The organism is Lacibacter cauensis, assembly GCF_007830055.1.
Lineage (GTDB): Bacteria > Bacteroidota > Bacteroidia > Chitinophagales > Chitinophagaceae > Lacibacter > Lacibacter cauensis.
In genome coordinates, this window is sequence record NZ_VLLE01000005.1 from 183,717 (window position 1) to 199,346 (window position 15,630).

The 15,630-nt window shown below is 41.5% G+C and carries 15 protein-coding genes; 8 read left to right on the forward strand and 7 right to left on the reverse strand.

All coding sequences use genetic code 11. The annotated features are described in order from the left end of the window. Positions 1-111: 111 nt before the first annotated feature. Both pyrF and IQ13_RS14520 read left to right on the forward strand, forming a co-directional pair. Positions 112-942, forward strand: coding sequence for an orotidine-5'-phosphate decarboxylase (gene pyrF, locus IQ13_RS14515; protein WP_144887113.1), 831 nt, complete (start codon positions 112-114; stop codon positions 940-942). A gap of 86 nt (positions 943-1,028) precedes the next feature. After that, on the forward strand, positions 1,029-1,562 hold the full coding sequence (locus IQ13_RS14520; RefSeq protein ID WP_144887114.1) for a thioredoxin family protein: 534 nt from the start codon (positions 1,029-1,031) through the stop codon (positions 1,560-1,562). Here IQ13_RS14520 and IQ13_RS14525 read toward each other — a convergent pair whose 3' ends face one another. Further along, positions 1,563-2,186, reverse strand: a complete 624-nt coding sequence (locus tag IQ13_RS14525; RefSeq protein WP_144887115.1) for an SGNH/GDSL hydrolase family protein — start codon at positions 2,184-2,186, stop codon at positions 1,563-1,565. A 117-nt stretch (positions 2,187-2,303) separates the two neighbouring features. Beyond that, positions 2,304-2,720, reverse strand: a complete 417-nt coding sequence (locus IQ13_RS14530; protein WP_144887116.1) for a YciI family protein — start codon at positions 2,718-2,720, stop codon at positions 2,304-2,306. A gap of 94 nt (positions 2,721-2,814) precedes the next feature. Here IQ13_RS14530 and IQ13_RS14535 point away from each other — a divergent pair, with 94 nt between their 5' ends. From IQ13_RS14535 to IQ13_RS14545, 3 genes are all read left to right on the forward strand, one after another. Continuing rightward, positions 2,815-3,999, forward strand: coding sequence for an acyl-CoA dehydrogenase family protein (locus tag IQ13_RS14535; protein ID WP_144887117.1), 1,185 nt, complete (start codon positions 2,815-2,817; stop codon positions 3,997-3,999). A gap of 228 nt (positions 4,000-4,227) precedes the next feature. Continuing rightward, entirely contained in the window at positions 4,228-5,604 is a 1,377-nt protein-coding gene (locus IQ13_RS14540; protein WP_144887118.1) for an HAD-IB family phosphatase, read from the forward strand. 5 nt (positions 5,605-5,609) lie between these two features. Next, positions 5,610-7,388 carry a chloride channel protein gene (locus tag IQ13_RS14545; protein ID WP_158637405.1) on the forward strand — a complete coding sequence of 593 codons (1,779 nt, stop codon included), beginning with the start codon at positions 5,610-5,612 and terminating at the stop codon, positions 7,386-7,388. Here IQ13_RS14545 and hxpB read toward each other — a convergent pair. Next, on the reverse strand, positions 7,383-8,042 hold the full coding sequence (gene hxpB, locus IQ13_RS14550; RefSeq protein ID WP_144887120.1) for a hexitol phosphatase HxpB: 660 nt from the start codon (positions 8,040-8,042) through the stop codon (positions 7,383-7,385). The genes IQ13_RS14545 and hxpB overlap by 6 nt on opposite strands. A gap of 244 nt (positions 8,043-8,286) precedes the next feature. Between hxpB and IQ13_RS14555 the strand changes: the two genes are divergently transcribed. From IQ13_RS14555 to IQ13_RS14565, 3 genes are all read left to right on the forward strand, one after another. Further along, positions 8,287-9,057, forward strand: coding sequence for a lysophospholipid acyltransferase family protein (locus IQ13_RS14555; protein ID WP_144887121.1), 771 nt, complete (start codon positions 8,287-8,289; stop codon positions 9,055-9,057). A 134-nt stretch (positions 9,058-9,191) separates the two neighbouring features. After that, complete coding sequence (locus IQ13_RS14560) at positions 9,192-10,010, forward strand: ion transporter (RefSeq protein ID WP_144887122.1); 819 nt, start codon at positions 9,192-9,194, stop codon at positions 10,008-10,010. 46 nt (positions 10,011-10,056) lie between these two features. Next, positions 10,057-11,199, forward strand: coding sequence for a carboxypeptidase-like regulatory domain-containing protein (locus tag IQ13_RS14565; RefSeq protein ID WP_144887123.1), 1,143 nt, complete (start codon positions 10,057-10,059; stop codon positions 11,197-11,199). A gap of 5 nt (positions 11,200-11,204) precedes the next feature. On the opposite strand, the gene IQ13_RS14570 is transcribed toward IQ13_RS14565, so the two are convergent. From IQ13_RS14570 to IQ13_RS14585, 4 genes are all read right to left on the reverse strand, one after another. Then, positions 11,205-11,723: an acyl-CoA thioesterase gene (locus tag IQ13_RS14570; RefSeq protein ID WP_144887124.1), complete on the reverse strand. Its 519-nt coding sequence runs from the start codon at positions 11,721-11,723 to the stop codon at positions 11,205-11,207. Positions 11,724-11,846: 123 nt separating this feature from the next. Further along, the gene (queA, locus tag IQ13_RS14575; protein WP_144887125.1) at positions 11,847-12,896 is read right to left on the reverse strand and encodes a tRNA preQ1(34) S-adenosylmethionine ribosyltransferase-isomerase QueA; all 1,050 of its coding nucleotides are present in this window, start codon (positions 12,894-12,896) and stop codon (positions 11,847-11,849) included. 225 nt (positions 12,897-13,121) lie between these two features. Then, positions 13,122-14,825, reverse strand: coding sequence for an ABC transporter ATP-binding protein (locus tag IQ13_RS14580; protein WP_144887126.1), 1,704 nt, complete (start codon positions 14,823-14,825; stop codon positions 13,122-13,124). Further along, a complete protein-coding gene (locus tag IQ13_RS14585; protein WP_144887127.1) occupies positions 14,822-15,598 on the reverse strand; it encodes an AMP nucleosidase in 777 nt (258 codons plus the stop codon). Before IQ13_RS14585 ends, IQ13_RS14580 begins: the two co-directional genes overlap by 4 nt. Between the last annotated feature and the right edge of the window lie 32 nt (positions 15,599-15,630).

The following is a 15,630-nucleotide window of genomic DNA, read 5'->3' on the forward strand; positions in this document are numbered from 1 at the left end:
TCCGTAAGTCCGAAAGACGGAAAGTTAGAAGGCTTTATTCTCTTCGTTTTGCGGAGTGATTCTTCCGGACTTTCCGACTACAGACTTCCGACTTTCTTTTATCTTCGCCGCATGACAAGGCAGCAACTCGTAGAACAGATTCAGCAAAAGCAATCGTATTTATGTGTAGGGTTAGATACCGATCTTACGAAAATTCCTAAGCATTTACAATCGCATCCAGATGCGATCTATGAATTTAATAAAGCGATCATTGATGCTACATTGCCGCATTGTGTAAGTTACAAAATCAATACTGCGTTTTACGAAGCAATGGGTTTGAAGGGTTGGGAGGCGATGGAGCGTACTGTGAATTATATTCCTGATACACATTTTAAAATTGCCGATGCCAAGCGTGGCGATATCGGTAACACCTCTACACAATATGCCCGTGCTTTTTTTGAAGCCATGAATTTTGATGCCGTTACTGTAGCCCCTTATATGGGCGAAGACAGTGTGCGGCCTTTCCTGGAGTATGAAGGCAAGTGGGCCATTGTACTTGGATTGACTTCAAATAAAGGTGCCAGTGATTTTGAATTAAAACAACTGGTGAGCAGTAATGGCGAAGAACATTTGCGTGCTGAGTTTTTGTATGAGCGTGTATTACGTACCGTTGCAAAATGGGGCACTCCTGATAACTTAATGTTTGTTGTTGGTGCTACACAGCCCGAAGAGTTTATTAATATCCGCAGTATAATTCCCGATCATTTCCTGTTAGTGCCTGGCGTAGGTGCACAGGGCGGCAGCTTGAAAGATATTTCAGAGAAGGCAATGAATAATGATTGCGGACTTCTTGTAAATGCAAGTCGTGCAGTCATCTATGCATCGGGTAAAGAGGATTTTGCAACTGAAGCAAAAGCCATTGCAGAGCAGTACCAGTTTGAGATGAAGAGTTATCTCTGTTGATTTAAATCTTGTTAAAATATCATTCGTCTCTATTCGTTGGTTTGCAGATAAGATTTCCGTTGTTATCTTGTTTGCAAATACAACGTATGAAATACATTCTTCCTTTGCTGCTGTTGATTTTCTGCAACAATACATTTGCACAATCAGCTGAAACTATTTTAAAAGAGGCATCAGTAAAAGCAAAAGCAGAAAACAAAAAGATCATTGTTCTTTTTCATGCAAGCTGGTGTGGCTGGTGTAAGAAAATGGATATTTCAATGAACGATCCGGTATGTAAAAAGTACTTCGACGACAATTTTATTACCGTTCATCTTACGGTAGATGAGTCTGAAGGGAAAAAACATCTTGAAACACCAGGAGCTGACCTTATTAAGAAAAAATACAAAGGTGAAACAGCCGGTCTTCCGTTCTGGCTTATACTTAATGCCAAACAAGAATTACTGGCCGACAGCTACATGCGAAAGCCCGGTGTGTCGAAGGACGAAGCCGGTGAGAATATCGGTTGCCCTGCCAGCGAAGAAGAAGTGGCTACCTTTATTACTATACTTCAGCAAACAACAAAACTAAAAGCAGAGGAATTAGCCATTATTGCTGAGCGCTTCAAGAAAAATAAATCCTGATCACTTAATAATTTTCAACATCTGTTCGGCGACAAGTTTCGCCCAGCGTGCATAATCTTTTGCAGATGGATGCAAGCCATCTGCCGCAACCAATGTTATATCAGTTGCCGCTTCTCTTGTAAACGGTGTAATGTTGATGTAATGTACCTTGTATTTCTTTGCAATGGTTTCATTGATGGCATTAAAGGTATCAATCTCTTTTGCAATTTTGCTTCTGTCCCTGTCTTTAGCAAAAGCTGTTACGCCCCAATCGGGAATACTCAGCACAATTACATGATTGGCTTTATCTCCGGCATATCCAATTGCCTGCTGCAGTAATTCTTCAAACTGTTGTGCGTATTCTTGTTCACTTCTGCCACGGTATTGGTTGTTAACACCAATCAGCAGTGTAACAAAGTCAAACGGTACAGCCAATCGTGTACGGCTGAGTTGTTCCTGCAGTTCATCGGTTGTCCATCCTGTTTTGGCAACAATTCCCGGTTCGTCGATGTTGATCTTTTCTTTTCGTAACAAATCCACTACCTGGTGCGGAAAGTTTTTGTTTTCAGGAACACTTTCGCCAATGGTATAACTATCGCCAAGGGCGAGATAAGTATATTTTTTTTGTGTATCGTTGGTAGACATTTTACTGCTGTTGCATGAACTGGTGAAAACTAAAAATAAAATAACAGAATAAACGAATTGCATATTGAATAGTATAAGATCGTAAAATAATGATGGACATTGTTTGCATAGCCTGTTTTAGTTTGCAGGAATTCCCGTTTTAAAACTGCCGCTGCCCATGGTCCACCACGGACGAATATCGTAGGTTAAACGACCAGCAGCAACTGCAGGATCTGTTTTCACTAATGCTTCAATTTCTTCTTTTGTTTTACAGCCAGGAGCCGATGCATCAAAGATGAATAAGCCAACCCAGTCGCCTTCATCACCAAATGGTCCGGCTACTTTCAACTTTCCTTCTTTGTGCAGGCGTGCCATATTGGCCATGTGGCCTTGCTGTATTTTAGCCGCAGTAACAGAATCCTGCGAACGGTTTGCACCTTTCAACAACATCACAAACCAGTAAGGTTGAATTTTTTCTTTTGGTTGTTCAGTTGTTTGTTGTGCAAATGCCGAAAGCGATAAAAGCAGCAAGCCAAAGAATAGTAATTGTTTCATACTTGAAGTTTAACAGGCTGAAAAAGTACAACTTTTTCCCTTGTGTGTGCCAGCCCATACGTACATTTGTTAACCTTAAATGAATGATGTTGCTATGTCAGTAAAACAAGATCTCTTCCAGAGCCCCGATTATTTTTTAGTGGATGAACTGTTGACCGATGAACATAAAATGATTCGTGATGCAGTACGTACGTATGTGAAAAAAGAAATTTCTCCCATCATTGAAGACTATGCACAAAAGGCTGAGTTTCCACAGCAAATTGTACAGCAAATGGGCGAGTTAGGCTGCTTTGGTCCCACTGTTCCTGTTGAATATGGCGGTGGTGGTTTAGACTATATCAGTTATGGATTGATGATGCAGGAACTGGAGCGTGGGGATAGTGGTGTGCGTTCAACTGCAAGTGTGCAGGGGAGTCTCGTGATGTACCCCATTTATGCTTACGGCAACGAAGAACAACGCAAAAAATATTTACCCAAGCTTGCAAGTGGTGAGTGGCTGGGCTGTTTCGGATTAACAGAGCCCAATCATGGCAGTGATCCCAGCAGTATGCTCACGAATATTAAAGATGCAGGCGATCATGTTATCCTCAACGGTGCAAAAATGTGGATCAGCAATGCACCTTTTTCGCAGGTAGCTGTTGTATGGGCAAAAGATGAAGAAGGTATTGTGCGTGGTGTAATTGTAGAACGTGGTATGGAAGGATTTTCTACACCAACTACACATGGTAAATGGAGTTTGCGTGCAAGTGCAACGGGTGAGTTAGTGTTCGATAACGTAAAAGTGCCGAAAGAAAATATTCTGCCGAATGTGCAGGGATTAAAAGGTCCGCTTGGTTGTTTAACCAAGGCACGTTACGGTATTGCATGGGGTGTGTTAGGCGCTGCCATGGATTGTTACGATACAGCATTGCGTTACAGCAAACAACGTATTCAATTTGGAAAACCTATTGGCGCTTTTCAGCTGCAGCAAAAAAAGCTGGCAGAAATGATTACTGAAATTACAAAAGCACAATTACTCAACTGGCGTTTAGGTGTATTGATGAGTGAAGGCAGAGCAACACCGCAACAGGTGAGCATGGCCAAGCGTAACAGCTGCGAAATTGCTACGAATATTTGCAGAGATGCACGGCAGATGCTCGGTGGTATGGGTATAACCGGTGAATATTCGATTATGCGCCACATGATGAATCTTGAAAGCGTAATTACCTACGAAGGCACACACGATGTACATCTGCTCATTACAGGTATGGATGTAACAGGTTTCAATGCCTTTAAATAAGCATCAACTTTTTTAAATGAGAAGGACATCTCCTAGAGATGTCCTTTTTTTATGTCCTGTTTTTTTCGAACTGACTGATTATTAGACGAAATTAAATTTCGGCAAGGCAACCATTTTTTTGTGGCATCCATCTTGCAAGTGTTCCGCAGGAAAAGTTTATCCTGCCTGTACTCCCTGTAAACTAACTGAGTGTTAACCCCGATTTTCTGAATTTTAAAACCTATTCGTATGGTAACAGTTATTATTCCGGTATTGAATGAAGCAGAAACAATTGCGAGTGTAGTGAAGTTCGCATTTGCAAATAAACATGTAACGGAAGTTATTGTAGTGGATGATAAATCGTTTGATGATACAGTATCAATAGCAACGGCTGCCGGAGCAAAAGTAATTACGAGTACTAAATTAGGAAAAGGTGCATCTATGAAAGAGGGGATGCTTTGTGCATCGAATGATATTTTAATTTTTCTTGACGGTGATATTAACCCTTATCCGCCAAATACTATTTGTAATCTTACCGATCCGATCATAAACGACACACACGATTTTGTAAAAGCAACATTTGAGCGAAATGCAGGTCGTGTTACGGAGCTTGTTGCAAAACCGTTACTCAATATTTTGTTTCCCGATTTGTCGGAGTTTGAACAACCACTGAGTGGTATGATAGCGGGAAGAAAAAAGTTTTTTGAACAGATTGATTTTTATGATGACTACGGTGTTGATATCGGTATTCTCATCGATATGTATCTTCAAAAAGCACGCATTACAGAAGTAAATATCGGCTACATCGATAATAAGAGCAAACCCTGGCAAGCGCTTGGTAAAATGAGTAAAGAAGTATCACGTGCCATTATTCAAAAAGCCATGCAGCAGAATAAACCAAATGCAACACTGGAAGAGCTGCAGTCTTTTTCTGAAATACGTGATCAGATGGAGTTTGCTATCCGTGAGAGTTTAAAGGGGCTCGATAAGATTGCTATTTTTGATATGGACGGAACAATTCTGCGTGGGCGTTTTATTGATACCTGTGCGAGATTGTATGGTTTTGAAAAGGAATTGCTCAACATTCGTGCAGCAGGTGCAGACACTGCCAGTACAACAAAAAATATTGCAAAGCTGCTGAAAGGGCTTGATCTGTCGCAGGTACTTGCCGTTGCAGATGGTATTCCGTTAGTGCACGATGCGAAAGATGTTGTAACAGAATTAAAAAAGCGAGGTTATGTTGTAGGTATCATCAGCGATAGTTACGATGTTGTTACCAATCATATCAAAACAAAAATTGGTGCCGATTTTTCTCTCGCCAATGAGCTGGAATTTTCAAAAAGTGTGGCAACAGGCGAAGTAAAACTGCCTTCTTTCTTTTTTAATCATACAGAATCGATTTGCAAGCATGCCATGTGCAAAACAAATGCAGTACAGCATATTCTGAAACATTACAACATCGATATCAACAATGCTATTGCAGTAGGTGATGGAGAAAACGATTTGTGTATGATCAAGCATGTAGGTGTTGGTGTATCTTTTTGTTCATCGAATGAATTATTGAATTACCTTGCCGACCGGCAAATTACCACTCCGGGTTTTCAAGAAATACTGGAATTTGCCTGATGTTCATGTCGCTAAGGAATGTTATTCGAAATATTAACCGTTACAGAGTTGCACGCATCAGCGATCGTAATTTTTTACTCATTGCCAGTATTATTGTAGGTGTGGCAATGGGTTTTGTTGCAGTGTTGCTTAAGAAAACCGTGCATGCTGTGCAGCATTTTCTTGGAGGATTTTTCCAGGACAATTCGTGGCAATATCTTTTTTATCTGCTTCCTCTCATTGGCATCTTACTCACTGTTTTTTATGTGCAGAAGATTCGCAAAGGAAAAATAGGAAGCGGTATCAGCAACATCATTCAGTCGGTATCAAAACGTCATGGAAACGTATCGCCCGATAATATGTATACGCATATGGTGGGTAGTGCAATTACTGTTGGCTTTGGTGGTTCGGTTGGTTTGGAAGCACCCATTGTTACCACAGGATCTGCTGTAGGTTCCAATATTGCCCGCATTTTTCTGTTAAGTCATAAAGAGCGGGTTGTTTTATTGGCATGCGGTGCAGCTGCGGGTATTGCAGCTGTTTTTAATACGCCGGTTGCCGGAGTGCTGTTTGCTATGGAAGTGTTGATTGCAGAATTTTCAATTCCTACATTTATTCCTATTCTCATTGCTTCGGCAAGTGGTGCCGTTGTTTCCAGACTTATGTACGACGAGCATTTGTTTTATTTGCTTACGAAAGACTGGCGCATTGACGCTATACCGTTTTACCTCTTGCTTGGTGGTTTATGTGGTTTACTGTCCGTTTATTTTATGCGGATGTATTTTTGGTCGGAGAAGAAATTTGCTGCGGTTAAAAATGTTTTGCCAAAAGCAATAATCGGAGGGTTAATGCTGGGGCTTTTGATATTCTGTTTCCCGGTGTTGTATGGCGAAGGTTATTCAACCATTGCTGCTTTGTTTCAGAACAATTCACACAAGTTACTCAACAATACTTTTTATGCAGAGTGGGTGAGTAATCCGTATGTTTTTCTATTGATCATCATCGGTATTATTTTCTTTAAAGTAATTGCATCCTCATTAACACTGCATGCAGGTGGTAATGGCGGTGTGTTTGCGCCAACCTTGTTTACCGGCGCAGTAACCGGTTTTGGGTTCGCCTATTTTTTTAACGCAACAGGATGGAAGGAGTTACTCACTGTAAATTTTGTTGCAGCAGGTATGGCAGGAATTTTAAGCGGTGTTGTGCATGCGCCATTAACAGCTATCTTCTTAATTGCAGAAGTTACCGGAGGTTATACATTGTTTGTTCCGCTGATGATTGTTTCTGCAGTAAGCTATTTCATCAGCAGGGCATTTGAACCATACTCCATTTATACTGAAAAACTGGCACAGAAAGGATTCAAAATTGATGACAGGGAACTGGTGCTGTTGAATAATATTAAACCGGAATCGATTATCGATCGCAAATACATTGCTTTAAAGTTCGATGATCCTTTCCGTAAACTCAGCAATGCATTTCTTATTACCGATCAAACAGTTTTTCCGGTGTTGAATGAAGAGCAGAAGCTTACAGCTTTAGTGTATATCGATGATGTAAAATCGGTGCTGTTGCGTGAAGATTTATTTGATAAAACTTCGGTAGCAGATGTAAGTGTAAAACCACAGTACAGCATTTCGGCTAAGGATGATATTCAAAAGATCATGCGATTGTTTGATATATCAGGATTATGGCATATTCCCGTAATTAATGCCGACGGTGCATTTATTGGTTTTGCCGATAAACGCATTTTGCTTGGACTCCTGCGAGAAACGCTTAACACACATCATCTGTCGGAGCAGCTATAAAAAGAGTTGCAGTTTTGTTTCGTCAAACGCAGTAAGGGATTGCAGTTTTAAATCGGCAGCACTCCATTTTGGATGATCATAATCTGCTGCTGCAGGAATAATAACACATTTCATGCGGGCTGCTTTTGCTGCAATCATACCATTAAACGAATCTTCAAAAGCAATACACTCCATTCCGGCAGCGCCTAATGCACCTGCGCAATTGAGGTACACTTCGGGATGTGGTTTGCCAAACGGCAGTTTTTCTGCAGATGTAATTGCGTCGAAACTGTTTTCTAGTTGTAGCTTTTTTAATACCACTTCTACCAATGACAAGGGCGAAGAAGTTGCAAGGCCAACCTTTAAACCAAACGAGCGGATAAACGGAATAATACTGTCGGCTCCGGAAAAAGCAGAACCCTTTGCATCAATTTTCGCAATTGCTTTTTGTATAATTGTTTCAACTGCCGCTGGTGCATGTTGCATTGGAAGATTGAAATAATGAAACCAATGCTCTATCCATTCTTCGGTGCGTAAACCGGTAGAGCTGTGGTATTGTTCTGTGGTTAAGTTAATGACGAATTCCTGTAAGGTTTCACTTCCTGCCTCCTGCCATAATGGTTCACTGTCAATGAGTAAACCATCCATATCAAAAATTGCTGCCTTTAATTTCATGCCTTTTGCTTAAAGTAGTTCTGTCGAACATATGGGTAACTAAACTTCTCTGCAAATTTCTGCATGGGCAACATGCGTCGCCATTTTGTGCAGATTATTTACTTTTGAGTTGTTGTTATATGGCGCAAAAGTAGGGGCAAATTAACTTTGTAGTAATATGTCGACAACTGAAAATTAATGTTTGCCAGTATTACCAAATTGTTATCTTGCACATCCCTCATAGGGTCGTCAATCAACTTTAACCATGTCAACTTTTGTAGAAAGACTGAGGAAACTTAACCTTACCCGCAGGGTTATTTATGGTGTTCTGGGCGTAATTACGTACCCGGGCATTGCACTCATAAACAGGTTAAAAATTACCGGCGCAGAAAATTTAAAAAATTTGCCCGGCCGCAATGTATTGTTTGTAAGTAATCATCAAACTTATTTTGCAGACGTAATTACTTTCCTGCACATTTTCTTCGCAGCAAAATGGGGGCGTTATAAAGGATTGGGTATTCCTTATTATCTCCTTAATCCCAAGACGAATATCTATTACGTAGCAGCGGCAGAAACCATGAAAGATACATGGCTCACCCGTTTGTTTGCAAAAGCAGGTGCCATTACTGTTAAACGTACATGGCGTGCAGAAGGTAAAGAAGTACAACGTGGACTTGATCCCGGCGATACAAGAAATATTGCCCGTGCACTGAACGACAGCTGGGTAATAACTTTTCCGCAGGGTACAACCAAGCCGTTTGCTCCCGGCCGCAAAGGAACTGCGTACATCATTAAACAAAATCAGCCTATTGTTGTGCCAATCGTTATTAACGGGTTCTGGCGTGCATTCAATAAAAAAGGATTGAAGTTTAAAAAGCGAGGAAGTATTCTTTCTGTAAATATTAAAGAACCACTCAATATCGACTATAATGCACCTGTGGAAGAAATACTGGACCAGGTGATGGATTCGATTGAACAGAGTAAAAAGTATATGCTCAAAGGACGGCATCATCTTATGAGCATTATCGATAAATAGGAGCTGCTAAAATTAATTTGAAGGATGAACTGAAGTTCATCCTTTTTTTATGGTAATACCGAAGGTCTGTACTACTCTTAGCACTTGCGAAACCTGTTTTATTCATTAACTTTAAAACAGCCAAAACCCACTGCATGTACCACAAAGTCAGGAAAAAAGTTCATGTTTTGCTGCATCCCGAATTAGGAGAAACAAAATGGGACAAGATCATTAACGGCTTCATTATTTTTTTAATTATTGCCAACGTAATCGTGGTGATACTTGAAACAGTACAGCCTTTACACGAAAAATATTTTATTTTTTTTAAGTATTTCGATCTGATATCTGTTATCATTTTTACTATTGAATACCTGTTACGGTTGTGGAGTTGCATACACGAAACAAGATTTGAGCATTCGTTCTACGGCCGTATTAAATATGTTTTTTCGGTTGATGGTATTATTGATCTGCTGGCAATTCTTCCGTTTTATATTCATAGCATTATCGGACTCGATTTGCGTGTGTTGCGGATTCTTCGTTTATTACGTTTTTTGCGTTTGTTCAGGCTTACTGCTTACATGAAATCTGCACGGATGGTGCGAAATGTATTTGTAAAACGGGCAAGCGAATTAAAGTTGAGCGTTGTGTTGATTCTTTTTCTTGTAATCATTGCATCGAGCATTATGTATTTTACCGAGCACCAAACACAGCCAAAAGTATTTACAAGCATACCCGCTACATTATGGTGGGCCTTTGTTACACTTACATCGGTAGGTTATGGCGATATGGTTCCCGTAACCACTTTAGGAAAAATAATGACAGCCGTAATTATGCTTTGCGGCGTAGCCATTTTTGCTTTGCCTGCGGGTATTATTACAGCTGGGTTTTTAGAAGAGATGCAGAAAATGCGGCAAAAGAAAACAATCAAATGTCCGAACTGCGGCCATAGTTTTCATCATGAGCATGTAGATTAAGCGCTGCTCTTTCTTTTATCTTTACAACATACCTTGTGTATTGCTGATGTACTTTATTAGAACCTTCATCATCCTCTTTCTCTTACTGCAATTGAGCAGTAGTCTTTATGCGCAAAACTTTTTTATTTATGGTGTTGTGGTAGACGGCGATACGCAACAACCGCTTGCCAATGCAAGTATATTTATCAATAATTCAACCAGTGGCACGGTTACCAACACTGCAGGCGAATTTAAATTAGGGCCCTTTGTACCCGGAGAGTATGAGGTTGTTGCTTCTTTTGTTGGCTATCACAAAATACTCTATGTAGCAAACCTGCATGCTGCTTCGCTTAAGATTTCATTTCAAATGGGGAGAAAGGAACAGCAGATGCGTGAGCTGCTCATTTTGCCAAGTGAAACAAGAATGCGTTATCTCGAAATTTTTAAACGCACGTTGTTAGGACAAACTGCAGCAGCTGAAAGGGCGAAAATTAAAAACCTCAAAGACGTTCAGTTTACAACAGGACAAAACAGCAGCGAAATAATTGCTTACTGCGATACTACACTGGTGGTAGATAATCCCGAGCTTGGCTATGTGATTAATTTTGATTTGGTTGATTTTTATTTCAACCGTACCACGGGCGAATCGAGATTTTTCGGGTACACCCGTTTTGTTGATAAGGATACAGAAGGCGAAACCAAACGGAAATGGGCACGCAGGCGAAAACAAACATACGATGGCAGTTCAATGCATTTTTTCAGAAGCCTGGTAAACAAAAACCTCAAACAGGAAGGGTTTACAATGCAGAATGTTTACCGGAAAGAATTAAAGCGTGAACCAGGCGAAACAATAACTTTACGCAGCAACGGCACGAGCAGTATAGAGGTAGCTGTGCCTGTTACAGAAGATAGTGTCCTGCATTTGTACAAAGATTCGGGATACCGCATTTACCAATTGAAGGTAGCCCATTGGTTACGTGTACTGTATAACAAAAACACAAACCTTAAAAATGAAGTAACACGAAACAGAATCATTACCGGGCAAATGCGGGATGGTACTGTTTCAGGAATACGACCTGTTAAACCGCCTGTTCCTATACTGATCGATTATCGTGGACGTTTGTTAACAGCCATGTCGTTTTACCACGACGGTATATGGATGTATGAACGGCTGGCAAATATGCTGCCGGAAGATTATGTGCCGGAGTGAGGTTATTAGCCTTCATCAGCAAACAATGCTTTCAATTCTGCTGCATCATTTGGCTTCATCTTTCCGCCAAGAATCAAACGCAACTGACGGCGGCGCAATGCACCATCAAACAACCTGATCTCTTCTTCTGTTTCAGGAATTAATTGTGGTACAGGTTTGGGCTTGCGGTTCGGATCGAGGGCGACAAATGTGTAATAGGCCTCATTGCTTTTGTAGCGGTATTGTTGCACTGTATCTTCTCCCCAAACTTTCATGTGTACTTCCATGGAGCTGTTAAAAGCTCTTGAAACCTTTGCTTCAATATGAACAACATTACCCAGCTTAATCGGGTTCTCAAACGAAATATTATCAACGCTTGCTGTAACAACAGGTGAGTTACAATGTTTGCCTGCAGCCAGTGCCGAAGCAATATCCATCCAGTACATTAAACGACCACCCATCAGGTTTCCAAATACATTGGTATCGTTCGGCAGTACCAATTCTGTCATTACAATAAACGATTCTTTTGCTGTTTTGCTGTTCATTTCAAAAACTGTTTTTGCCTTCCGGCGCTGAGTCGCAAAGTAAACGAAGATTTGTTATTGATTCTCCGTTTCTGCTTTGCATGTGCTAAAAAAATCCCTCTCACAGGGAGAGGGATAATGTTATCAGATAACCAACATCGCATCTCCATAACTGAAGAAACGGTATTTATCTTTAATTGCTTTTTTGTATGCTTCCATTGTTAATTCATAACCGGCAAATGCACAGGTCATAATCAACAGGCTTGTTTTAGGCAGGTGGAAGTTTGTTACCAATGAATCGGCAATATTAAAGTTGTAAGGTGGGTGGATGAAAATATTGGTCCAGCCTTCACTTGGTTTTAATAGTTGCTGTGCGGTAAATGATGTTTCCAGTGCACGCATAGTTGTTGTGCCGATAGAGCAGATACGGTGTTTGCCTTCTTTTGCTTTGTTTACGATTTTGCAGGCAAACTCATCAATCTTGTAATACTCAGCATCCATTTTATGTTTGCTCAGGTCTTCCACTTCAATCGGACGGAAGGTACCTAAACCAGTGTGCAATGTAACTTCTGCAAAACGCACACCTTGAATTTCCAAGCGCTTAATTAATTCCTGGCTAAAGTGCATACCAGCTGTTGGAGCTGCAACCGCACCTTCGTGTTTTGCAAACACGGTTTGGTAACGCTCACGATCTTCTTCATCGGGTTTGCGTTTGATGTATTTGGGTAATGGCGTTTCGCCCATGTTGTACAACACCGTGCGGAACTCTTCATCAGTACCATCAAAAAGAAAACGGATGGTACGGCCACGTGATGTGGTATTGTCAATTACTTCTGCAACCAGGTCTTCTGTATCGCCGAAGTATAATTTGTTACCAACACGGATCTTTCTTGCGGGATCAACAATTACATCCCACAAACGGTTTTGCTTGTTTAATTCACGAAGAAGAAATACTTCGATTTTAGCACCTGTTTTTTCTTTACGGCCATACATACGGGCAGGGAATACTTTGGTGTTGTTAACAACAAAAGCATCCTTGTCGTCGAAGTATTCCATAATGTCACGGAATGTTCTGTTTTCAATTTGACCGGTTTTGCGGTGAACCACCATCAGGCGACTGTCTTCACGTTTCTTTGTGGGGGTTTGGGCAATAAGATTAAGGGGAAGATCGAAGGTAAACTGAGATAACTTCATACTACGTTTTAATAAATTTTGGTAACGGTGCAAACGCAGCTGTGAGATGAGTACTCGGGAGTGACTCTCCAAACCCCGTCTTACGGCACCGGGTTTGAACCTGTTACTTTTTGATGCGTGCAAAGGTAAGGGAAATGGCTGAAAACAGGGGAAACTTATCCACAGGGAGATAGCCATGGTAGCGTACCAGCCTCTGGTAACCTTTGCTCTTTTTACTGCTTACAACTATAATCCACGGCCGGGAATGGCTTCGAGTAGTTGCCGGGTGTATGCTTGTTGCGGATTGAAATAAATATCGTCGGCACTGCCTGATTCTTCGATCTCTCCTTTGTTCATGACAATAATCCGGTCGCAGATGTAGCGTACCACCGCTAAGTCGTGCGAAATAAAAATGGAGGTGAAGTTGAATTCCTGTTTCAGATCGTTGAGGAGGTTGAGCACCTGTGCCTGTACGCTTACATCCAATGCAGAAACCGATTCGTCCCAAACAATAAACGATGGGTGAAGAGCCAACGCTCTTGCAATAACAATGCGTTGCCGTTGACCCCCGCTGAACTCATGCGGATAACGTTTAAAATGATCGGCAGTGAGATTCACCTTCTCCAGTAAATCAATGGTTCGTTCTTTTGCCTGCTTTTTCGATGCAGCCAAACAGTGTACCAGCATGGGTTCGGTAATGGCATCGCCAATGCTGATGCGTGGATTAAGCGATGAATAAGGATCCTGGAAAACGATCTGCAGATCTTTGCGCTGCGGTTTAAATGCAGCAGCATTTTTTTGCAGAATGTCTTCGCCATTTAATACAATGCTACCTGATGTTGCATCAACCAAACGTAAAATGGCTCTGCCCAATGTGGTCTTGCCACATCCACTTTCGCCAACCAGGCCAACCGTTTCGCCGGCGAATACATCAAAACTTACATTATTCACCGCTTTGATAAAGGAAGTTGGTTTGCCGAACAGTTTTTTCTGCTCCGGGAACCAAACGTTGAGGTGTTGAATTTGAAGGAGCGGAGTTGAGGATTCGGCGTTTTTTTTACTAATTGCTATCGGCTGATGGCTATCGGCTTTACTTTCCACTTCTAAAAAATCACTCACTACCGGCAAGCGTTTCCCTTTTGGATGCAGTGCAGGCCGGCAGGCGAGCAATGCTTTGGTGTAGGGGTGTTGCGGGTTCTGGAAAATTTCGGCTGTAGCTCCCTGTTCAACAACTTCGCCTTTGTACATCACTACAATTCTGTCGGCAATATCGTGTACAACAGCAAGGTCGTGTGTAATAAACAGTACGCCCATGCCGGTTTCCTGTTGCAATTCTTTTATCAGCTGCAGAATGGTGTTTTGCACTGTTACATCAAGAGCTGTTGTAGGTTCATCTGCAATTAACAACGATGGATTGCAACTCATGGCCATTGCAATCATTACCCGTTGTTTTTGCCCGCCACTCAACTGGTGCGGATAGCGCTGAAGCATGGCTTCCGGATTGGGTAGTTTAACTTTTTCAAACAAGGCCAATGTGCGTAAACGGGCTTCTTCTTTATGCAGCTTTTGGTGTAGCTGAATAGCTTCCATGACCTGCGCTCCACAGGTAAATACCGGGTTAAGCGATGTCATCGGCTCCTGGAAGATCATTGCAATTTCATTGCCACGGATTGTTTGCAACTGCGAAGGGGAAGCATGTAACAGATCGATTGTAGTACCATCTTTGCGTGTAAAAAGAATACTTCCTTTCGGATACGTTGCGGGCGGCTGTGGCAGTAAACGTAATGCTGTAAGCGAGGTAACCGATTTACCCGAACCCGATTCGCCAACCACTGCAACAGTTTCTCCTTTACCGATGCTGAAAGAAATGCCGTTAACAGCTTTGGTAAAACCATCTTCTGTTGTAAACGCAACTTCTAGTTCCTGTATGGAAAGTAAAGCATTGCTCATTCTTCAAAACGAAGATGCTTAACCGTATTGCCGTTGTTGATGAGTTGTTTTAACGAATCGATACCGATTTTGATATGCTTCTCAACGAAGTTGGTCGTTACTTTCTTATCGCTCTCTTCTGTTTTAACACCTTCGGGTGTCATCGGACTATCGCTTACTAGTAACAAGGCACCAGTTGGAATATGATTGGCAAAGCCTACCATGAATACAGTTGCTGTTTCCATATCAATGGCCATTGCTCTTACTTTTTCCAGGTATGCTTTAAACTCCTCGTCGTGTTCCCAAACACGGCGGTTGGTGGTGTAAACAGTACCTGTCCAGTAATCACTGTCGTAATCACGGATGGTTGTTGATACGGCTTTTTGCAGAGCGAATGAAGGCAGCGCAGGAACTTCTGTTGGGAAGTAGTCACGGCTGGTACCTTCTCCACGTATGGCAGCAATTGGCAGAATCAGATCGCCGATTTTATTTTTTGCTTTCAGTCCGCCACATTTTCCCAAGAACAATACTGCTTTTGGTTGAATAGCTGATAACAGATCCATAACTGTTGCTGCAGTGGCGCTGCCCATACCGAAGTTGATGATGGTGATGCCATCAGCAGTGGCACATTGCATGGGTTTGTCTTTACCAATTACTTCAACCTTGTTCCATTCTGCAAACAAATTCACGTAATTGCTGAAGTTGGTTAAAAGAATGTATTTGCCAAAATCTTCTAATTGCTGTCCGGTATAACGGGGCAGCCAGTTCTGTACTATTTCTTCTTTCGTCTTCATGCTTTCATTTTTTTAAATTCTGCTAAATTAAT

Coding starts and splice junctions, on each gene's coding strand:
- pyrF (WP_144887113.1), top strand. CDS start 112: ATGACAAGGCAGCAACTCGTAGAACAGATTCAGCAAAAGCAATCGTAT.
- IQ13_RS14520 (WP_144887114.1), top strand. CDS start 1,029: ATGAAATACATTCTTCCTTTGCTGCTGTTGATTTTCTGCAACAATACA.
- IQ13_RS14525 (WP_144887115.1), bottom strand. CDS start 2,186: ATGTCTACCAACGATACACAAAAAAAATATACTTATCTCGCCCTTGGC.
- IQ13_RS14530 (WP_144887116.1), bottom strand. CDS start 2,720: ATGAAACAATTACTATTCTTTGGCTTGCTGCTTTTATCGCTTTCGGCA.
- IQ13_RS14535 (WP_144887117.1), top strand. CDS start 2,815: ATGTCAGTAAAACAAGATCTCTTCCAGAGCCCCGATTATTTTTTAGTG.
- IQ13_RS14540 (WP_144887118.1), top strand. CDS start 4,228: ATGGTAACAGTTATTATTCCGGTATTGAATGAAGCAGAAACAATTGCG.
- IQ13_RS14545 (WP_158637405.1), top strand. CDS start 5,610: ATGTCGCTAAGGAATGTTATTCGAAATATTAACCGTTACAGAGTTGCA.
- hxpB (WP_144887120.1), bottom strand. CDS start 8,042: ATGAAATTAAAGGCAGCAATTTTTGATATGGATGGTTTACTCATTGAC.
- IQ13_RS14555 (WP_144887121.1), top strand. CDS start 8,287: ATGTCAACTTTTGTAGAAAGACTGAGGAAACTTAACCTTACCCGCAGG.
- IQ13_RS14560 (WP_144887122.1), top strand. CDS start 9,192: ATGTACCACAAAGTCAGGAAAAAAGTTCATGTTTTGCTGCATCCCGAA.
- IQ13_RS14565 (WP_144887123.1), top strand. CDS start 10,057: ATGTACTTTATTAGAACCTTCATCATCCTCTTTCTCTTACTGCAATTG.
- IQ13_RS14570 (WP_144887124.1), bottom strand. CDS start 11,723: ATGAACAGCAAAACAGCAAAAGAATCGTTTATTGTAATGACAGAATTG.
- queA (WP_144887125.1), bottom strand. CDS start 12,896: ATGAAGTTATCTCAGTTTACCTTCGATCTTCCCCTTAATCTTATTGCC.
- IQ13_RS14580 (WP_144887126.1), bottom strand. CDS start 14,825: ATGAGCAATGCTTTACTTTCCATACAGGAACTAGAAGTTGCGTTTACA.
- IQ13_RS14585 (WP_144887127.1), bottom strand. CDS start 15,598: ATGAAGACGAAAGAAGAAATAGTACAGAACTGGCTGCCCCGTTATACC.